This is a genomic window from Pseudomonas sp. NPDC087612 (assembly GCF_044743505.1).
GTDB lineage: Bacteria > Pseudomonadota > Gammaproteobacteria > Pseudomonadales > Pseudomonadaceae > Aquipseudomonas.
Window position 1 is genome coordinate 302,224 of record NZ_JBIUWO010000005.1, and the last position, 18,892, is coordinate 321,115.

16 protein-coding genes are annotated in these 18,892 nt (G+C 63.3%); 5 read left to right on the plus strand and 11 right to left on the minus strand.

Features of this window, described 5'->3' with window-relative positions:
* Positions 1–118: 118 nt before the first annotated feature.
* Positions 119–1,336 (plus strand): glycosyltransferase family 1 protein, encoded by a 1,218-nt coding sequence (locus ACIOVF_RS12670; RefSeq protein ID WP_195885679.1) that lies wholly within the window; start codon positions 119–121, stop codon positions 1,334–1,336.
* Here ACIOVF_RS12670 and ACIOVF_RS12675 read toward each other — a convergent pair.
* From ACIOVF_RS12675 to ACIOVF_RS12685, 3 genes are all read right to left on the minus strand, one after another.
* Positions 1,305–2,408: an NADH:flavin oxidoreductase gene (locus ACIOVF_RS12675; RefSeq protein WP_045196064.1), complete on the minus strand. Its 1,104-nt coding sequence runs from the start codon at positions 2,406–2,408 to the stop codon at positions 1,305–1,307. The two genes, ACIOVF_RS12670 and ACIOVF_RS12675, sit on opposite strands and share 32 nt — an antisense overlap.
* A gap of 117 nt (positions 2,409–2,525) precedes the next feature.
* Entirely contained in the window at positions 2,526–3,008 is a 483-nt protein-coding gene (locus ACIOVF_RS12680) for a glutathione peroxidase (protein WP_045196062.1), read from the minus strand.
* 155 nt (positions 3,009–3,163) lie between these two features.
* A complete protein-coding gene (locus tag ACIOVF_RS12685) occupies positions 3,164–3,649 on the minus strand; it encodes a peptidylprolyl isomerase (RefSeq protein WP_045196060.1) in 486 nt (161 codons plus the stop codon).
* Here ACIOVF_RS12685 and ACIOVF_RS12690 point away from each other — a divergent pair.
* The 4 genes from ACIOVF_RS12690 to ACIOVF_RS12705 all read left to right on the plus strand — a co-directional run bounded on the left by ACIOVF_RS12690 (position 3,618) and on the right by ACIOVF_RS12705 (position 7,642).
* Entirely contained in the window at positions 3,618–3,956 is a 339-nt protein-coding gene (locus ACIOVF_RS12690) for a DUF3565 domain-containing protein (RefSeq protein ID WP_082075423.1), read from the plus strand. The genes ACIOVF_RS12685 and ACIOVF_RS12690 overlap by 32 nt on opposite strands.
* A gap of 31 nt (positions 3,957–3,987) precedes the next feature.
* On the plus strand, positions 3,988–6,084 hold the full coding sequence (gene pta, locus ACIOVF_RS12695; protein ID WP_045196057.1) for a phosphate acetyltransferase: 2,097 nt from the start codon (positions 3,988–3,990) through the stop codon (positions 6,082–6,084).
* A gap of 2 nt (positions 6,085–6,086) precedes the next feature.
* Positions 6,087–6,989, plus strand: a complete 903-nt coding sequence (locus ACIOVF_RS12700; RefSeq protein WP_045196055.1) for an acyltransferase — start codon at positions 6,087–6,089, stop codon at positions 6,987–6,989.
* A gap of 68 nt (positions 6,990–7,057) precedes the next feature.
* Positions 7,058–7,642 carry a hypothetical protein gene (locus ACIOVF_RS12705; RefSeq protein WP_401289979.1) on the plus strand — a complete coding sequence of 195 codons (585 nt, stop codon included), beginning with the start codon at positions 7,058–7,060 and terminating at the stop codon, positions 7,640–7,642.
* Between the two features lie 94 nt (positions 7,643–7,736).
* Here the strand turns inward: ACIOVF_RS12705 and ACIOVF_RS12710 are convergent, their stop codons facing one another.
* The 8 genes from ACIOVF_RS12710 to ACIOVF_RS12745 form a co-directional block, all read right to left on the minus strand.
* Positions 7,737–8,042 carry a DUF3077 domain-containing protein gene (locus tag ACIOVF_RS12710; protein WP_082075422.1) on the minus strand — a complete coding sequence of 102 codons (306 nt, stop codon included), beginning with the start codon at positions 8,040–8,042 and terminating at the stop codon, positions 7,737–7,739.
* A gap of 413 nt (positions 8,043–8,455) precedes the next feature.
* Entirely contained in the window at positions 8,456–9,151 is a 696-nt protein-coding gene (locus ACIOVF_RS12715) for an OmpA family protein (protein WP_045196051.1), read from the minus strand.
* 95 nt (positions 9,152–9,246) lie between these two features.
* Positions 9,247–9,891 (minus strand): MBL fold metallo-hydrolase, encoded by a 645-nt coding sequence (locus ACIOVF_RS12720; protein ID WP_401289790.1) that lies wholly within the window; start codon positions 9,889–9,891, stop codon positions 9,247–9,249.
* Positions 9,892–9,983: 92 nt separating this feature from the next.
* Entirely contained in the window at positions 9,984–10,676 is a 693-nt protein-coding gene (locus tag ACIOVF_RS12725; protein ID WP_045196047.1) for a sensor histidine kinase KdpD, read from the minus strand.
* On the minus strand, positions 10,673–12,280 hold the full coding sequence (locus ACIOVF_RS12730; RefSeq protein ID WP_401289794.1) for a response regulator: 1,608 nt from the start codon (positions 12,278–12,280) through the stop codon (positions 10,673–10,675). The genes ACIOVF_RS12725 and ACIOVF_RS12730 overlap by 4 nt, the downstream gene beginning before the upstream one ends.
* A 235-nt stretch (positions 12,281–12,515) precedes the next feature.
* The gene (locus ACIOVF_RS12735; protein WP_401289797.1) at positions 12,516–15,236 is read right to left on the minus strand and encodes a LuxR C-terminal-related transcriptional regulator; all 2,721 of its coding nucleotides are present in this window, start codon (positions 15,234–15,236) and stop codon (positions 12,516–12,518) included.
* 205 nt (positions 15,237–15,441) lie between these two features.
* Entirely contained in the window at positions 15,442–16,806 is a 1,365-nt protein-coding gene (locus ACIOVF_RS12740; protein WP_401289982.1) for a DUF1329 domain-containing protein, read from the minus strand.
* Positions 16,807–16,833: 27 nt separating this feature from the next.
* The gene (locus ACIOVF_RS12745) at positions 16,834–18,732 is read right to left on the minus strand and encodes a DUF1302 domain-containing protein (protein WP_045196041.1); all 1,899 of its coding nucleotides are present in this window, start codon (positions 18,730–18,732) and stop codon (positions 16,834–16,836) included.
* Positions 18,733–18,892 lie beyond the last annotated feature (160 nt).

Here is an 18,892-nt window from a genome sequence, read left to right on the forward strand (position 1 = left end):
CAATCTTGAGTCACTTGCTGGGAAATATTTGCGCACCTGTAATCGCCAGTAATCAGGCGTCATCGATCTGTCATTTTGCGGTCATAGAGCGGCAATCGGCACGGTCGAAACTGGCTTCATGAGCACACCGCCCCTGCATGTCACCCTGATCAGCGAAACCTTCCCACCCGAGATCAACGGCGTGGCCAACACCCTTGGCCGCCTCAGCGATGGCTTGCGATCGCGCGGCCATCGGGTCGAGTTGGTGCGCCCGCGGCAAGCGGCCGAACTGCCCTCGGCCAGCGACGACAACCTGCTGCTGTGCCGCGGCTGGCCGTTGCCGGGGTACCCGGGTTTGCAATGGGGCCAGGTGTCGATGCACAAGCTGCTGCGCCGCTGGCGCCGGCAGCGCCCGGACGTACTGTACATCGCCACCGAAGGCCCGCTGGGCCTGAGCGCCCTGCGCGCGGCGCGGCGCCTGGGGATCGCCGTGGTCAGCGGTTTTCACACCAATTTCCAGCAGTACTCCAGCGAATACGGCCTGGGCCTGCTGGCGCGCCTGCTGACCCACTACCTACGCTGGTTCCACCGGCGCACCCACAGCACCCTGGTGCCCAGCCCAAGCCAGCGCCTGGAGCTGGAACGGCGCGGCTTCGACAACCTCAGCCTGATGGCCCGGGGAGTCGATAGCCAGTTGTTCAACCCGGCGCGGCGCAGCCAGGCGCTGCGTGAGCAATGGGGGGTGGGCGCCGATGATATTGCCCTGTTGCATGTCGGACGCCTGGCCGCCGAGAAGAACCTAGGTTTGCTGCAACCTTGCCTGGACGCCCTGCAACAGCAGTATCCGCAACGGCGCATCAAATTGATCGTGGTCGGTGACGGGCCGCAACGCAGCGTGCTCGAACAACGCCTGCCGGGCGCAATATTCTGCGGCGCCCAGCGCGGCGAAAGCCTGGCTGAACACTATGCATCAGGGGATATTTTTGTGTTTCCCAGCCTGACCGAAACCTTCGGCAACGTCGTGCTAGAAGCCTTGGCCTCAGGCCTGGGTGTGGTCGCCTACGATCAAGCCGCGGCAGCCCAGCACATTCGCCACGGGCATAGCGGTGCGCTGGCCATGCCGGGGGATGCAGCAGCCTTTATCGATGCCGCCTGCTGGTTGCTGGAAGAGCCGGAAACTCTGCGCCGGGTGCGCCTCAATGCCCGCCAGCATGCCAGCCGTCAGGGCTGGCCGGCGATTGTCGAGCAGTTCGAGGCGCACCTGCTGGCAGCCTGTCGCCAGAGCCAGGGCAGCGTTGCGCGCCCAGGCCCGGCGACGCTTGCGATCAAACCAGGGTCGTCAACGCCTCACGGCTGAACGGCAGGATGTCTTGCTCGCGGCCATCGCGCACCTTGGCGGCCCACTCCGGGTCGACCAGCAGCGCCCGGCCCACCGCCACCAGGTCGAACTCATCGTTGTTCAGGCGCTTGAGCAGGTTCTCAAGGCTGGCCGGTTGCGCCACCTTGTCGGTCGCCACCATGAACTGCAGGAACTCGCCATCCAGGCCGACGCTGCCGACGGTGATGGTCGGCTTGCCGGTGAGCTGGCGGGTCCAGCCGGCCAGGTTGAGGTCCGAGCCTTCGAACTCCGGCTCCCAGAAGCGCCGGGTCGAGCAGTGGAAGATATCCACACCGGCGTCTACCAATGGCTGCAGGAAGGCGCCGAGGGCCTCGGCGCTCTGTACCAGGCGGGCGCTGTAGTCCTGCTGCTTCCACTGCGAAAAGCGGAAAATGATCGGGAATTCCGGGCCCACCGCCGCACGCACCGCCTGGATCAGTTCGATGGCAAAACGCGAACGGCCGGCCAGGTCGCCGCCGTACTCATCCGTGCGCTGGTTGCTGGCCTCCCAGAAGAACTGGTCAATCAGGTAGCCGTGGGCACCGTGGATCTCGACGCCATCCATGCCGATGGCCTGGGCATCGCGAGCGGCCTGGGCAAACGCCTCGATCACTTCGCGGATATCGGCCTTGCTCATGCCGTGCACCACAACCTGGCCATCCTTGAGCTTCTCGCTCGGGCCATAACCCGGCACGCTGGCGTCCGGCTCGGTGCCCAGGCGGCGCACGCTGCCCACGTGCCAGAGCTGCGGCACGATGCGCCCGCCTTCGGCGTGCACGGCATCGACGACATTCTTCCAGCCAGCCAGGGCGTCGTCGCCGTAAAAACGCGGCACATTCGGGTAGCCGTTGGCAGCCTGGTGACCGACGGTGGTGCCTTCGGTGATGATCAACCCAACGCCGGCAGCGGCGCGGCGGCGGTAGTACTCGACCACTTGTGCGTGGGGCACGCCGCCAGGGCAGAAGGTGCGGGTCATCGGTGCCATGACCACGCGGCTTGGCAGCTCGAGGGCGCCCAATTGGAAGGGTTTGAACAGTGCGGTGGCGGACATGCGGCGCTCCTGGGAAGAGGGAATGCGCCTGAGGATAGGGTGAGCCGTTCGGGTGGCCCAGTACTATTGATCTGGGTGATTAAACAGCATCGCGGGGCTAGCCCCGCGATCAACCGATCAGGCCAAGGCCTTCTCGATCGCCTGCACCACCGCCGGATCATCCGGCGCGGTACGCGGCGAGAAGCGCGCCAATACCCGGCCGTCCTTGCCAACCAGAAACTTCTCGAAGTTCCAGGTGATATCGCCAGGGAACTCGGCACCTTCACCGGCCAGCAAACGGTACAACTGATGGCGGTCATGACCATTGACCTCCAGCTTGCTGCCCAACGGAAAGGTCACGCCGTAGTTCAGGCTGCAGAACTTCTGGATTTCTTCTTCAGTGCCCGGCTCCTGCCCGGCAAACTGGTTGCACGGCAGGCCCAGTACGCTGAAACCTTTGCCCTTGTACTGCTGATAGAGGTTTTCCAGCGCCGCGTACTGCGGGGTCAGGCCACACTTGGAGGCGACATTGACCACCAGCACCACCTGGCCCTTGAACGGCGCCAGAGGCAACTCCTGGCCATCCAGTGCCTGCAACTTCAGGTCGTGAAATGCACTCATGACGTACTCCCCTTTCCAGATCCCGGTTGTCGCTGCGGGCTGCAATCAATAAAACCAGCCCATTAAAAAGGCGCCCTGCCAAGCCGTCTTCCCCTGCTGGAGTGCGACGGACTTGCCCGGGCGCCTTCGCGACTCTCTGAGCTTAGCGCAGAAAATCAGTGGTGATGGCCACCTTCGCCATGGATGTGGCGATGAGCGATTTCTTCTTCGCTGGCATCACGAACATCGACGACCTTGACCTTGAAGTTCAGGCGCTGGCCAGCCAGTGGGTGGTTGCCATCAACGGTGACGTCGTCGCCGTCCAGGTCGCGAATGGTGACGATCTGCATCTGGCCATCCGGCGCCGAAGCGTGGAACTGCATGCCCACTTCCAGCTCGTCGACACCTTCGAACATGCTGCGGTTCAAGGTGCTGACCAGCTCGGCCAGGTATTCGCCGTAGGCGTCTTCCGGCTCGACGGCAACGTCCAGCTCGTCACCGGTGGTTTTGCCTTCCAGGGCTTTTTCCAGGCCCGGGATGATGTTGCCTGCGCCATGCAGGTAGACCAGCGGAGCGCCGCCGGCGGAGCTGTCGATGACCTCACCAGCGTCGTTGGTGAGGGTATAGTCGATGGAGACAGCCTTGTTGGCGGCGATCAGCATGGGGCGAGACCTTTTGCATAAGAATGTAGAACGAACAAGTGTAACCAAGGCATCGCCTGAAAGCGAACGCAACCCGGACAAACGGGTTGCCGGATACTTCAGCCAGGTGCTGGGTTTCCATCAGGACGAGGACGGCCACTGGGTGGTCGAGCTGTCGTGCGGACACACCCAGCACCTGCGCCATCAACCGCCCTGGCAATCACGCAGCTGGGTGCTCGACCCCGAGCAACGCCAGCAACGCATCGGCCAGGCATTTGCCTGTGGCTGGTGCGCTCAGGGGGCCGATAGCGCTACCCTTGGCAATTGATTCTTTGCACAGCTCATTTCGAGAAGCTCGCATGCAGACATTTTTTATCGCGCCGACCGACTTTGGGGTCGGCCTGACTTCGATCAGCCTGGGCCTGGTGCGCACCCTGGAGCGCGCCGGCCTCAAGGTCGGCTTCTTCAAGCCGATCGCCCAGCCGCACCCGGGCGATACCGGCCCGGAACGCTCCACCGAACTGGTTGCCCGCACCCATGGCCTGAAGCCGCCCCAGCCGCTGAGCCTGGCCCATGTCGAGCGCATGCTCGGCGATGGCCAGCTGGATGAACTGCTCGAGGAGATCATCACCCTGTACCAGCAGGCCTGCGTCGGCAAGGACGTGGTAGTGGTCGAAGGCATGGTCCCGACCCGCCACGCCAGCTACGCCGCGCGGGTCAACCTGCACCTGGCCAAGAGCCTGGATGCCGAGGTGATCCTGGTCTCGGCGCCGGAAAACGAAGTGCTCACCGAGCTGTCCGGGCGCGTCGAGCTGCAGGCCCAGTTGTTCGGCGGCCCGCGCGACCCGAAAGTGCTTGGGGTGATCCTCAACAAGGTGCGCACCGACGAAGACATGAACGCCTTCGCCGCGCGCCTGACCGAGCATTCGCCGCTGCTGCGTGGCGGCGACTTCCGCCTGCTCGGCTGCATCCCGTTCCAGGCCGGCCTCAACGACCCGCGCACCCGCGACGTCGCCGAGCTGCTCGGTGCCCAGGTGCTCAACGCCGGTGACTACGAAACCCGGCGCATGAACAAGATCATCATCTGTGCCCGGACCGTGGCCAACACCGTGCCGCTGCTCAAGCCCGGCACCCTGGTGGTGACCCCGGGTGATCGCGACGACATCATCCTCGCCGTGAGCCTGGCGGCGATCAACGGCGTACCGCTGGCCGGCCTGCTGCTGACCAGCGACAGCAAGCCCGACCCGCGCATCCTCGAACTGTGCCAGGGCGCGCTGCTGGCCGGCTTGCCGATCCTCTCGGTGAGCACCGGCTCCTACGACACCGCTAACCAGCTCAATGGCCTGAACAAGGAAATCCCGGTGGATGACCGTGAGCGCGCCGAGCTGATCACCGATTTCGTCGCCAGCTACCTGGACGCCGACTGGCTGCACCAGCGCTGCGGCACCCCGCGCGAACTGCGCCTGTCGCCAGCGGTGTTCCGCTACCAGTTGATCCAGCGCGCCCAACAGGCCAACAAACGCATCGTCCTGCCCGAAGGCGCAGAACCGATGACCGTGCAGGCCGCCGCCATCTGCCAGGCTCGCGGCATCGCCCGCTGCGTGTTACTGGCCAAGCCCGACGACGTCCAGGCCGTGGCCCGCGCCCAGGGCATCACCTTGCCCGAGGGCCTGGAGATTCTTGACCCGGACCTGATCCGCGAGCGCTACGTCGAGCCAATGGTCAGCCTGCGCAAGAGCAAAAGCCTCAATGCACCGATGGCCGAGCAACAACTGGAAGACCCGGTGGTGATCGGCACCATGATGCTCGCCCTGGACGAGGTCGACGGCCTGGTCTCGGGCCTGGTGCACTCCACCGCCAACACCATCCGCCCGGCCCTGCAACTGATCAAGACCGCCCCCGGCTGCAGCCTGGTGTCATCGGTGTTCTTCATGCTTTTTCCCGAGCAGGTGCTGGTGTACGGCGACTGCGTGATGAACCCGCACCCGACGGCCAATGAACTGGCGGAAATCGCCCTGCAGAGCGCCGATTCCGCCGCAGCCTTCGGCATTGCCCCGCGGGTGGCGATGATCAGCTACTCCAGCGGTGATTCGGCCACTGGCGAAGAGGTCGAGAAGGTTCGCGAAGCCACCCTGCTGGCCCAGGAAACCCAGCGCGGCCTGCTGATCGACGGCCCGTTGCAATACGATGCCGCCGCCAACCTGGAGATCGCCCGGCAACTGGCGCCCAACAGCCAGGTTGCTGGCCGCGCCACGGTATTCGTGTTCCCCGACCTGAACACCGGCAACACCACCCACAAGGCCGTGCAGCGCAGCGCCGATTGCGTCAGCCTGGGGCCGATGCTGCAAGGCCTGCGCAAGCCGGTCAACGACCTGCCGCGCGGCGCCCAGGTCGACGACATCGTCTACACCATCGCCCTGACCGCCATTCAGGCCAACCGCTCACTGGATAGTTGAACATGCTCGGATTGCTACCCGCGCCACTGCGCGGGGTTATCGCCTCGCTGCTGCTGGGGCTCAACACCATCGTCTGCTGCACCCCGCTGTTCATCGTCAGCCTGTTCAAGCTGTTGCTGCCGTTCGCCGCGGCGCAGCGCCTCACCGATGAACTGATGCGCCACATTCACGAGGCCTGGATCAGCAACAACAATGCCTGGATCAACCTGCTGGGCAAGGCCCGCTGGCAGGTCGAGGGCCTGGCCGGGCTGGATTACCAGCACAGCTACCTGGTCACCAGTAACCACCAGAGCTGGGTCGATATCCTGGTGCTGCAATACGTGCTCAATCGGCGTATCCGCCCGCTGAAGTTCTTCCTCAAGCAGGTGCTGATCTGGGTGCCGGTGATTGGCCTGGCCTGGTGGGCGCTGGGCTTCCCGTTCATGAAGCGCTACTCCAAGGCATACCTGGCCAAGCACCCGGAAAAGGCCGGCAAGGACCTGGAAACCACTCGCCGCACCTGCGCCAAGTTCCGCGGCAAGCCGACGGCGATCTTCAACTTCGCCGAAGGCACGCGCTTCACCGCAGCCAAGCATCGCCAGCAGCAGTCGCCGTTCAAACACCTGCTCAAGCCCAAGGCCGGCGGCATTGCCTTTGTGCTTGATGCCATGGGCGAGCAATTGCAGTCGATCGTCAATGTCACCATTCATTATCCGAACGGTGCGCCAGGGTTCTGGGACTTGTTGTGCGGGCGGGTCAGGCACATTGTCGTGCACTTCGAGGAGCTGGCGATTCCGGCCGAGTTCCTCGGCAGGAACTACGACCAGGATGAAACCTACCGCCTGGCTTTCCAGCAATGGATCAACCAGCTGTGGAGCGACAAGGACGCCTTGCTGGAACGGCTGCGACAAAACGCCGACGGGTAATTTGCCAGACAGCATCTATGCTCACTTCCTACGATGATTTCACTAGCAATCACAAGGAACGTAAGCCTATGAAACCGCTGCGCCGCTTCGCCCATGCTGTTGCTGTCGTTTCGCTTCTGTCTGCAGCCAGTTTCACGGTGCAGGCAGAAGACATCCTGATCGACGCTGTCGCTACACAAGATATGGTGGATACCAAAGTCCTTGCCATCGACCAGACCAAGCGCATCGTTACGGTGGCTGGCCCTAAGAACTCCGAGGTGCCGATCCAGCTGAGCGAACAGGCCAAGGACCTGCATAACCTCAAGGTCGGCGACCTGGTCAACATCACCGTCAACCGCTCGGTTGCTACCGTGCTCGAAACCGACCTTACCAAGGCCCCGGGTATCAGCAAGGACGCTGGCGTCATCCGTGCCACCAAGGACAACCCCAACCCGGGTGGTGAGGCATTCCGGCAGATCAAGGTCACCTCGAAGATCACCAAGATCGACCTGAAAACCCACGAAGTCACGCTGATGCCGCCTGAAGGCCCGCAAAAGGTCGTGAAGGTCGAAGATCCTGACCTTCAGAAACGCATGAAAAAACTCAAGGTCGGCCAGTCTGTGGTCATCGTGTTTACCGATGTGCTGAAAGTCACCACCAAAAGCCCAAGCTAAGTAAATCGCGGGTCAAGTCGAGACGTCGCACCACCGCTCCCACAGGATTTTGTGCTGTCTCTGTGGGAGCGGGCTTGCCCCGCGATCAGCCGCCTCAAGCCTTGATTGCCCGGCTCTCCAGCCCATCGAGCAAGGCATCGATCAATGCCTTGGCCATTTCATGGGAATGCAGGGTCGCCTGAAGAAGCCCTCGCCCCGGCTCACGGGTATGCTCAACCGCCAGCGGCCCGGTCAGGCTCGCGCACTTCAAATACAGCGATGCATGCACCAGCGCATCTTCGACATTGACCCCGGCGCGCACGGCGAATAACTGTGGATGACCGACATCGCAGAGGCCGAATGGGGTTTCTGTGGTTTCGAGAAGGTGGAATTCAGGTGGGTCTGGAACGATCTTTTTCATGAGGAAGCTCCTGATGTGAAGGGAGCTGCACCACCTCTGTCGCCAAACAGAAATGGTGGCAGCTGTACGCAGGTTGGCGAACCGAGACATCAGGACAACCCGGCAGGGCCGAAGCCCTCCCGCGCACAACTGCCATAACGACTGACGTCATGGAAGCAGAATGATGTACTCGGGTCGCCAAACCCGATCGCTGATACTTCAGCGACCCGGTGAGCCTAGTGGCGTACTTCCCCCGGAGCAATCCTCTGCAGGGCGACAGAATTCGTAGGATAGGTCCTAGGACACTCAAACCACCAGCACAAGGCTGTTGCAGGATGCTAGCCAGGCCTCTGTGGGAGCTGGTTTGCTAGCGATGAGGCCGTTACAGGCACAAAAAAAAGGGGAGCCTGGCTCCCCTTTTTTACACCCTCAATTTACTGATACTGCTGCCCAGGAATCGGCTTGAGGTTGACCTCTACCCGACGGTTCTGCGCGCGGCCGTTGGCGTCGGCGTTGCTGGCGATCGGCTGGTCCGGGCCCAGGCCGCGGGCGCTGACGCGGCTGCCATCGACGCCCTGGGAAGTCAGGTAGGTAACCACCGATTGTGCACGACGCTGGGACAGGTCCATGTTGTGCTGGCGGCTGCCGGTGCTGTCGGTGTAGCCGACCACTTCAATGGTGTTCTGGTTGAACTGCTTGAAGGAGTTTGCCAGGTTGTTCAGCGGCGAGTAGAAGCTCGGCGCGATGTTGGCCGAGTCGGTGGCAAAGGTGATGTTACCCGGCATGATCAGTTTGATCTGGTCGCCCTGGCGCTGCACCTCGACACCGGTGTTGGCCATGCTTGCACGCAATTCGGCTTCCTGTTTGTCGGCGTAGTAGCCATAACCTGCTGCGGCAGCACCGACGGCGGCAGCGCCGATCAGCGCACCCTTGCCGCGGTTGTTATGGTCGATGGCGGCGCCCGCGATGGCACCGGCCAGCGCACCCAGGCCGCCATACTTGGCGGTTTTGCTCATCCCTGTGGAACCCTGCTGCGCCTGACCCTGGCTGTCATACGGGTTGGGGCTGGCGCACCCGGACATCAGCGCGGCAGCGGTAGCGACGATAATCAAACGACGCATGGTGAACATGGACAAGCTCCTACTGTAATTCGAAAGTGCAGCGGATCTGATTCGGATCTATGCCAGCCTTGGATTGCAGCAAAGCAGAAAAATTCCCTGGAATCTCAGGCGCGCACAAACGGGTTCTGGCGCATCTCATCCCCCAGGCGGGTGTCCGGGCCATGGCCGGTGACCACCGTAGCCTCTTCATCCAGGCTGTACAGGCGCTGCTTGATGGAACGAACGATAGTCGCCTGGTCGCCACCCCACAAATCGGTGCGACCAATCCCACGACGAAAAAGCGTATCGCCTGCAATCAACAGCTTGGCCTCGGCGAACCAGAAGCTCATCGAGCCCGGTGTGTGCCCCGGCGTGTGCAAGGCCACGCCACAGCCGCAGGCCAGCGCTTCGTCGTCGGCCAGCCAGCGGTCCGGCGGCGGAACCGGGGTGTAGGGCACGCCGAACATCTGACACTGCATTTCCAGGTTGTCCCAGAGGAACTGGTCGTCCTTGTGCAGGTGCAAGGTGGCGCCGGTCATCTCCTTCAACTGCCCGGAGGCGAGGAAGTGATCCAGGTGCGCGTGGGTATGGATGATGCTCACCACCTTGAGGCCATGGGCATCAAGGCGGGCGAGGATCTGCTCGGGGTTGCCGCCCGGGTCGACGACGATGGCCTTTTTGCTGATCGGGTCGCCGATGATCGTGCAATTGCACTGCAGCGGGCCGACGGGGAAGGTTTCGCGGATCAGGGTGGGCTTGGCCGGGTTCATCGCAGCAGTCCTGTGGAGCAAATGACGGAGTGTCGCACAGGCCGGCACAGCCTGCGACGACGCTCGTCAGCCCAACCACGCCTCGCCCGGCGTTACGGCAGATACAGCCTGAACAGCCCGCCGCCCAGGACCCCGCCGTTGGCAATCTCGATCCGCCCTTTGACCCCGTTGCGCTCATGCAGGCCGGCAATCCGTGCGGCAAAGTACAAACCCAGGCCGGTACTGCCGCTCTGGCCATCGATACCCTGCACATATTCCTGCTGGCGCTCGAGCATGCGCGCCGGGAAGCCCGGGCCGTCATCGTTGATGCTCAGCACCAGTTGCTCGCCCTCGTCATTGACGCTGATCAGCAAGGTGTGGCCAGCGTAGCGAATGGCGTTGTTGAGGATGTTGGCGACCACCGAACCGACCAGTTCACGGTCGAAAAAGCCCAGCGGGCTGGCGGTTTCGATGCGCCAGCTGGCGAGGATGTCGCGATGCTGCAGCAGGTTCTGCTGGGCCGCCAGCTGGGCTTCGATGAAGTCGTCGAGCTCGTGGTAGTCGGGGCACATGGGCAATTGGTTGACGCCCAGTTTGTACAGCCCCAGCAACTGCACCAGCATGCCGTTGAGGTGGCTGAACTCATGCTCCATCACCCCTTGCTCGCTGCCGCTGCGCAGCGCCTCGGGCAGGCGCGCCAGCCACTGGCTGTGGGCCTGGGTCAAGGCGGCGAGGGAGTTTTTCATGTCGTGCACGGTGGAGGCGATCACCGTCGAGAAATCCAGCCCCTGATTGTCCTGGTTCATGCGCCGAAAGCCCGGATGTGCAGTTTGCGGTAGCGATCATAACGGTTATCGCTTTTCGGGATGCCGGTGACGCTGCCCAGGCACGCGCGGCATTCGTCCATGATCGCCGCTGGCGGTGTCTCACCACCGATGCGCAACAGCGCCTGGGCGGTGTTGAGGGCGATACTGATGTTCTTCGGCTGCAGCGTCAGTGCCCGGCGGAACTGCGCCAGGGCTTCGCTGAGCTGGCCGGCCTGGTAGCTGCGCACGCCCTGGCGGTTGAGGTCGACCGCTTCGGTCACCGCGCCGAGCACGCTCGGGTCATCGGTCAGTTGCGCCACGCTCTGCATGACTTTAGGGTCGTCACCGTAGGTTTCCACGCAGCCCTTGAGAATCGCGGTACCGGCAGATTCCTGGCCGAGTTTCTGCAATTGCGTAGCCACCACCAGCGCCGCCTCGACCGAGAAAAACTGATCCATCTTCTCCAGCCGGGCCATGGCCTGCTCGGTCAGCTTGGCAGCCGTTTCGGCGTCGCCGGCCTGCTGCAGGCTGGCGGCTTTCATCAGCCGCGCACGCACCTGCAGGCCCTGGTCTTCGACGTTCTCCTTGGCCACTTCGCTGAGCACCGTGTTGATCTCGACCCGGGTGCGCGCATCCAGGCCGTTGCCGGCGTTCTTGTTCATCAATGCCTGGACCAGCCCGAGGTTGCTTTCCGGGTCTTTGTAGCGCGAGCTCTGGCCCTGGTTGACCGCATGCCGGTAGGCCTTGGACGAAGTGTCGTAGTCATCGTTGCTCAGGGCCAGCTTGCCCAGCATCATCTGCCGGCGCACGGCCAAGGGCGAGAGGCGCACGGCCTCTTCCAGCACACCCTGGGCACGCTTGCTTTCGCCCTGGGCCACCAGCACTTCGGCCAGGCCGTCGTACAGGCCGGGCATCATCGGGAAGGCCTTGAGCGCCTGCTCGTACACACCCTGGGCCTGGGTCAGCTGGTTGCGCTTGTACAGCAGGCCGCCAAGGGCGGCATAGGCCCAGGGCGTGGCCCGGCTGGCGATGATGGTGGTGAGAAATTTCTCCAGCTCATCGAAGCGGTTCAGGTCGCGCAGAGCATCGGCGCGGTAGCGCAGGCACAGCGGGGCGAAGCGCGGGTCCTTCTTGCACAGCTCGGCGCAGGCCGCCAGCACCTCGGCCGGGCGGCCGCGGTCCAGGGCCTGGAGGATCGGCTTGAGCAGGGTCTTGCGCTGCACCAGTTTTTCCAGGCGCTGGGCCAGGCCGATGCGGTTGAACGGCTTGGTCAGGTAAGCGTCGGGCTCATGCTCCAGGGCACTGAGGACAATCGCCTGGCTGCTTTCGGCGGTGACCATGAGGAACACGCACTCATGGCTGATCAGCTTGTCGAGGATCAGGTCTTCGAGCACCTGCTGGCCATTCTTCTTGCCATCACCCAGGTGGAAATCCTGAAGAATGAAGTCATAGCGTTTTTGCGCACACATGCGCAGCGCCTGTTCGCCGCTGTCGGCGGTATCGACATCACGCACACCAAGCTCGCGCAGCATCGAGCGGGCCGAACTGCGAAAATCGGAGAAATCATCGACGATCAGAAAGCTTTTTTGGCTGTAGACCTGCATCCACGAAACCTGTCATGGCAAATAAAAAAATAGACGCAGAGACACCTTCACGGACAGGCTCGGCTTCGCGGGTAGATTCGCTGCGGCGCTTAATCGGGCCGCACTCGCAGAGTATCGGCCACACAGGGCGATAGCTTGAGGCGTACAGAGCGCATATTTGCTGGACGCAAGTACCAGCAACGGAACAAATAATGGCATTGAGCCATCATCGAGGATGTTCACCGCCGAGTCAAAGCTAGTGCAGCATGCCTAATGCCTTGGCCCGGGCCACCGCCTGGGTGCGTCGCTCGACGCCGAGCTTGCTGTTGATATGGCTGGCGTGGGTTTTCACCGTGTGCAGGGAGATGAACAGGCGCTCGCTGATTTCCTGGTTCGAGCAGCCCTGGGCGATCAGTTCGAGCACAGCCATTTCCCGGGCGCTCAAGGCCTCGCCGCTACCGCCCGCTTCAGTCGATTCAAGCGCGGGCAACAGCGCCAGCAAGCTGCTTTGCGCAGGCCCCTGGGGTTGCAGCAGCAACTGCTCTCGTAGCCATTGCGGGTGATCCTGCAACAGCCGCTGGAACGGCTGCAGGACGCCGCCGCGCGCGCAATCGAGCGCCAGCGCCAGCAGGCCGCGCGCCTGGGCTTCGTTGTTGTTGGCCAGCAGCAGCAACGTCCACTGGCACAGCGCAGTAACGCAAAGCATCTGCCCGCCACTGGCCTGGCCGCGCTCCACCAGTGCCTGCAAGCGCCTTGCGGCCTGTTCCAGGCGGCCCTGGGTGCGTTCGAGCAAGGCCTGCTGCAATTCGATATGCAGCGGCAGCAACGGGTGGAACTCCGGGGCGGCCGCCGCCTGCTCGCCCCCGTAGGTCTGGCCCAGGCGCAGCAGCCAGGACTCGGCCAGGTCGGTGCGTCCCTGGGCCAGCCACAGCTCGCATTTGACCAGGGTGATCATCGCCAGATAGAAAATCGGCGGCACGTCCCAGATGTGCATCAGCCGTTCGGCTTCAGCAAGCTCGGCAAAGGCTTCGGCAAAGCGCCCTTCACGGCCATCGAGCGAAGCGATCACGCAGTGGCCGATCAGTACGCTGATATCGCGACAGGCGCGCGCCTCGATCAACCCGGCCCGCAGGCGACTGCGGCCGGCCTCCGGTTGCAGCCGGGCCGCCAGCAGGTAGCCTTCGTACAGGGTCAGGCGTGCCCGCGCCGCGTACAACCGTTGCGCCGACAAACCCTGCAGGCGCTGCTGGCCCTGGCGCACTTCATCGAGGGCGCGCAACACCTCGCCACGGGCGTGCAGCACCCGTGCCCGGTCGTAATGGGCCAGGGCTTCGAACAACGGGTTGCCGACCCGCTGGGCCAGCTCCAGTGCTTCGCGATTCCAGCCGCGGGCACGCCAGAAATCGGCATCGGCGATGGCCAGGTTGGACAACGTCGAGAGGCACACCAGGCGCTGCCCGTAACGCTTGAACGGCAAGCTGTGCAGCGCTTCGGAGCAATATTCGAGGGTACGCTGGCGGTCGCCGCGACCACGGGCGATCACCCCGCTGAGCGCCAGCCACTGAGCGAGCATGGATTTCTGTGCGGTGGCCGAAGGCGCCGGCAAGAAGCGGCTCAGGTGGCTGGCCAGTTCTTCGGCGGCATCCAGCTGCCCGGCCAGGCCCAGGGCCCAGCTGTACAGCACGATCAGCCGCGGTGTGCTGATCAGCAGGCTGTCGGGCAGGTCCATCTTCCAGCGCAGCAGCATGCCGACGTTCTGCTCGGCCAGCAGTTGCTCTTCGGAGAGGTTCTGCACCAGGTTGGCGGCCACGTCCAGGTGGCCGGCGCGCAAGGCCTGCTCAACGGCTTCATCGAGCAGGCCCTGGCCATGGAACCAGCGACAGGCACGCAAATGCAGGCTCGACAGCGGCAGGCTGGCCTGGCGGGTACGCAGCAGGTCGGAGAACAAATGGTGATAGCGAAACCACCGCCCATGTTCGTCCAGCGGCACCAGGAACACCTGGTGGGCCTGCAGGTAACGGAGAATCTCGGCGCTGTCGTGGCTTTCGCGCAGGGCATCGCAAAGCTCGGCGCAAAAGCGCTCCTGGCAGGCGGTGTCGTAGAGAAAGCCCTGCACTTCGGCGGGCAGCATCTCGATGACTTCTTCGAGCAGGTAGTCGCGAATCAGCCCCTCGCCACCGTGCAGGGCCTGGGGCAAGGCGCTGTCGGCACCGGCCTCGTTGGCCGCCAGCAGCCAGAAACGCAAGCCGGCGACCCAACCATCGCTGCGCTGGATCAGGTTGTCCAGCGCCTGGCCGCGCAACACCGTCGGTTGCTGGCCCAGCACGGCGAGGGACTCATCGGTGGTCAGGCGCAGGTCCTGCTCGTTGAGTTCAAGCAACTGGCGCGACAGACGCAGGCGCGCCAGGTGCCAGTCCGGCCGCTGGCGGCTGGTGACCAGCAACACCAGGCCGGGCGGCAGGTGATTGAGGAAAAACTGCAGGCAGCGGTCAAGCACCGGCCCCTGGGCCAGGTGGTAGTCGTCGAGCACCAGTAGCAAGGGGTTGTGTGGCTGCAGGTGACGGGCCAGTTCATCGAGCAGGCCGTCGAGCCACTCTTCGAAGGCAAACGGCTGGTGCCGCTGGCGCATCTTCAGCAGGCCCAGGGCCTGGCCGCCGAGGGCCGGGCAGTATTGCTGCAAGCCTTCGAGCAGGCGCTCGAGGAAGCGCCCGGGGTCGTTGTCGCGCCGGCTCAAACCCAGCCAGAGGCTGCTCCAGTGGTTGGGCAGGCCCTGGCAGAACTCCACCGCCAACGAACTTTTACCGAAACCCGCCGGTGCATTGACCAGCAGCAAGCGCCCGCCGAGCCCCGCCTGCAAACGCTGGCACAAACGCGCCCGCGGCACATGGCCTTCGGGCAGCGGCGGGCGAAAGAAACGGCCCTCCAGGACGCTCATGGCCTGGCTGGCGAACCCTTGCGTACGGGACAGATCAGTCATGGCCGGCTCGTTTTTAGTTAGGGAATCGTCGGCAGTACGGATCAGCGCAGACTAGCGGGTTAAACAGCACATTTGAAGACAATTGCCGCGCTTTGCGGAAAAAAGACTACGACAAAAAACGACAAGGCTCAGCCGACACGGATGCGCAAACAGAAACGCCCCGGCAAGCCGGGGCGTTCTGGGAGATCACACGGAGGTTTGAAACTTAGCGCACACCTTCCTGGCGAAGCGCTGCAGGCTGGAAGTCAGCCTTGGAGGCAGTGAACCCGAAGTCGTAGGCTCGCTTTTCCTCGTTCTTCATGCCCAGGGCCAGGTAGCGACCGGACTGCAGGTCGTAGATGGCTTCCAGGGTGTACCACGGCACCTGGACGTTGTAGTAGTCCTGGGAGTGGGCTTCGGACACGCGCCACAGCTGGTTGCGACCGTCGTACTGGTCGATCACCGCCGCTTGCCAGGTGTCTTCGTCGATGTAGAAGTCACGCTTGGCGTAGATGTGGCGCTGGCCCGGTTTCAGGGTTGCGACCACATGCCATACCCGGCGCAGCTCGTATCGGGCGAGGTCCTGGTTGATGTGCCCGGCCTTGATGATGTCGGCGTACTTGAGCTTGGGATCGTCAAGCTTGTAGCTGTTGGAGGCAATGTACAGCTCTTTCTTGCCTTCCAGCTTCCAGTCGTAACGGTCCGGCGCGCCGTTGTACATGTCCAGGTTGTCGGAGGTGCGCAGGCCGTCGGCGGCGGTACCCGGGCCGTCGTAGGACACTTGTGGCGCTGCCCGTACCCGGCGCTGGCCGGCGTTGTAGACCCACGCCTTGCGCGGCTCCTTGACCTGGTCGAGGGTCTCGTGCACCAGCAGTACGGTACCGGCCAGGCGCGCTGGCGCCGTCACCTTCTGCTTGAAGTAGAACAGCACGTTGCCCGGGTTGGCCGGATCGTAATCTTTCATCCGGTCGCGGAAGACGAACTGGTCCTGGAAGTACACCAGGCTGAACGAGCCGTTCTGCTGCGGCGTGGCCTGGGTCACCAGGCGAGTCACGCTGCCGCCACGGTAGCGGGTGATGTGGTTCCAGATCACCTCGACGCCGCTTTTCGGAATCGGGAACGGCACGGCGGTGTCGAAGTTTTCCAGACCGTTGCCGCCGCCAACCAGGTTGGTGCTGGTGGCGTTCTTCTTGATCGCCGCGAACACCGCGTCCGGTACGGTAGCGCCCCGGTGGGTCGGGTACACCGGCATCTTGAAGGTGTCCGGGTAGCGCTTGAACATGGCGACCTGGCCTGGGGACAGTTTGTCCTTGTACTGGTCGACGTTCTGCGCGGTGATGGTGAACTTCGGTTGTTCACTACCATACGGGTCGGCAAGGAAGCCCTTGCCATCGACGCTACCGGCGCTTTTGGAAAGCGGCTTCCAGGCCGTGATCGAGCCGTCGGCGTTACCGGCCTTTTCAGCACCCATCGGCGTCAGGCTGGCGCCCAGCTTGGCCGCCTCGTCGGCGGAAACCGCCGCCATGACACTGGTCGCCAACAGGGACAGGCCCAGTACACCGGCTTGCAGCAGAGTCTTGGTTGTTTTCATCTTCATGGTCGTCCTGAATCCGAATTCTTAGAAGTTCACGCCGAAGCTGAGGGCGATGAAATCGCGGTCATCCACGGTGGTGTACTTGCCGTCGAAGAAGTTGGTGTACGACAGGCTGGTGGTGTAGGTGTTCTGGTACTCGGCATCCAGGCCCAGGCTGATCGCCTTGCGCCCTTCCTCGAAGTTGCTGCCAGGGCCTGGCGAGTAGCCAGACACGTCATGGGACCAGGCCACGCTCGGCTTGAGGTTGACCCCGGCGAATACATCCGGGTAGTCCCAGATGGCGCGCGCGCGGTAGCCCCAGGAAGTACTGGTGGTGTAACCGTCGTTCTCGCAGTTGCGGCTGCGGTTGGCGTCCGAAGCGCCAGGGCCTGCGCCGTTGATGGTGCCGGTGTTGATGATCGCCGAGCAGGTATCGAGATTGCCTGCCCCCGGGGTTGCCGGCAGCGGGCCTGGGCCGTAGACCGGGTCGCGGCCGTAACGCACATCGTGGGCGCTTTCCAGGCCGCCGACATGGGTCACGCCGACTTCACCCACCACGGTCAGGCGGCTGGCGCCCATGACCTGGTCGAAGAAGTGCGTCAGGGTGGTCTGGAACTGGGTGATTTCCTTGCGCCGGTAGCCGTTCAGGTCCTGGCCCGGTACACCGTTGAGCAGCGAGGCGTTGGCCAGGGTGCCGCCAATCGGACGCACGCCGGCGTAGAGGATATCGGTGGTGTTGAGCTGCACCGGGGCGTTTGGCCGGTAGCTGATTTCACCGCTCCACGCCGTGCCGGTAGGCAGGGTGGTGGAGAAACTCAGGCCGTACAGGCGGATGTCTTCCGGGTACTCGACAAAGTAGCTGGAGTTGCCGGCGACGATCAGCGGTGCCAACGGACGCAAGGCTGCAGGCAGCCCGGCCAGGCCGGCATAGACCCGCGGATCGGCACCGTGGGCGCTGAAGATCGGCGCACGGCTGTGGTAGTTCATGAAGTAGGCGCCGAATTCGGTGCCCAGCGGGTCGTACATGTAACGCAAGGCCACGCCGAACTGGCCGCTGTCTCGCGCATCGCGGTCAGGGCCACGGGCGACCCGCACACCTTCGCCATTGACGTCCACACCCTGGCTTGCGAGGAAGCCGCGGGCGGCCGCTGGCAACGCGTTGGCACTGTTGAGCACGCGCAGGTTATCGGTACAGCCGTCGGCAATGATGTCCGGCTGGGAGAAGAAGGTGCCGCAGTTGTCGACGACGGTCTGGTCCCATTCGAGCTGGTAGAAGGCTTCGCCCGAGAGGTTGTCGGTCAGGCTCTGGGACACATAGAACATGTTGACCGGAATCAGGCCTTCCTTGATTTCGGCACCCGGACGGCGGAAGGCCGCCACGTCGATCGGGTTGATCGAGTTGATACCGTTACCGATGAAGGTACTTTCACCCCAGCTGACCACCTGCTTGCCCAGGCGCACCGAGCCCGGCTGATCGGCGATCGAGTAGTTGTGGTAGACGAAGGCGTCGAGGATCTGCCCGCCGGACGACTTGGCGCCCTCTTTGCGGTTGGTGTCGCTGATGTCCTTGAACTCGCGATGCTCATCCTTGAGTTCGAAGTCGTACCAGTACTTGCCACGGACGAATACCCCGGTATCGCCGTACTTGAGTTCCAGGTCGTGGATACCCTTGAAGATTTTCGAGAAGGTCTCACCGCGCTTGAAGTTCAGGTGGCCGTCATCGGAGGTCTGCGACAACCCCTTGCCGCCGTTGTTGACGCCGATCAGGTTCTTGTTCGGGCTGGCTGTCGACCAGCTCGCCCCCACCGACAGCGACGAGTCGAACGAGCCTTCGATTTCACCGATGTTGAAACTGACGCCGAATGCAGGACCGGCGAGCGTAGAAGCGAGGCTGACGGCCAGGGGCAGTTTCGCCCGGCGCCAGAACAGATTTGCTGATGTCATCGACGCTACTCCATGTACTTTATTTTTATGGCAGTGAGTCCTTTGCAGAAACGCATCGCTCGAGCGGTGTGAGCGCACCTTTTTGCTCGAACGAGTGGCTGGGCACATGCATGTGCGATCCCCCGTTCCTGAAAATCCCCTGAACCGACTATAGCCAGCA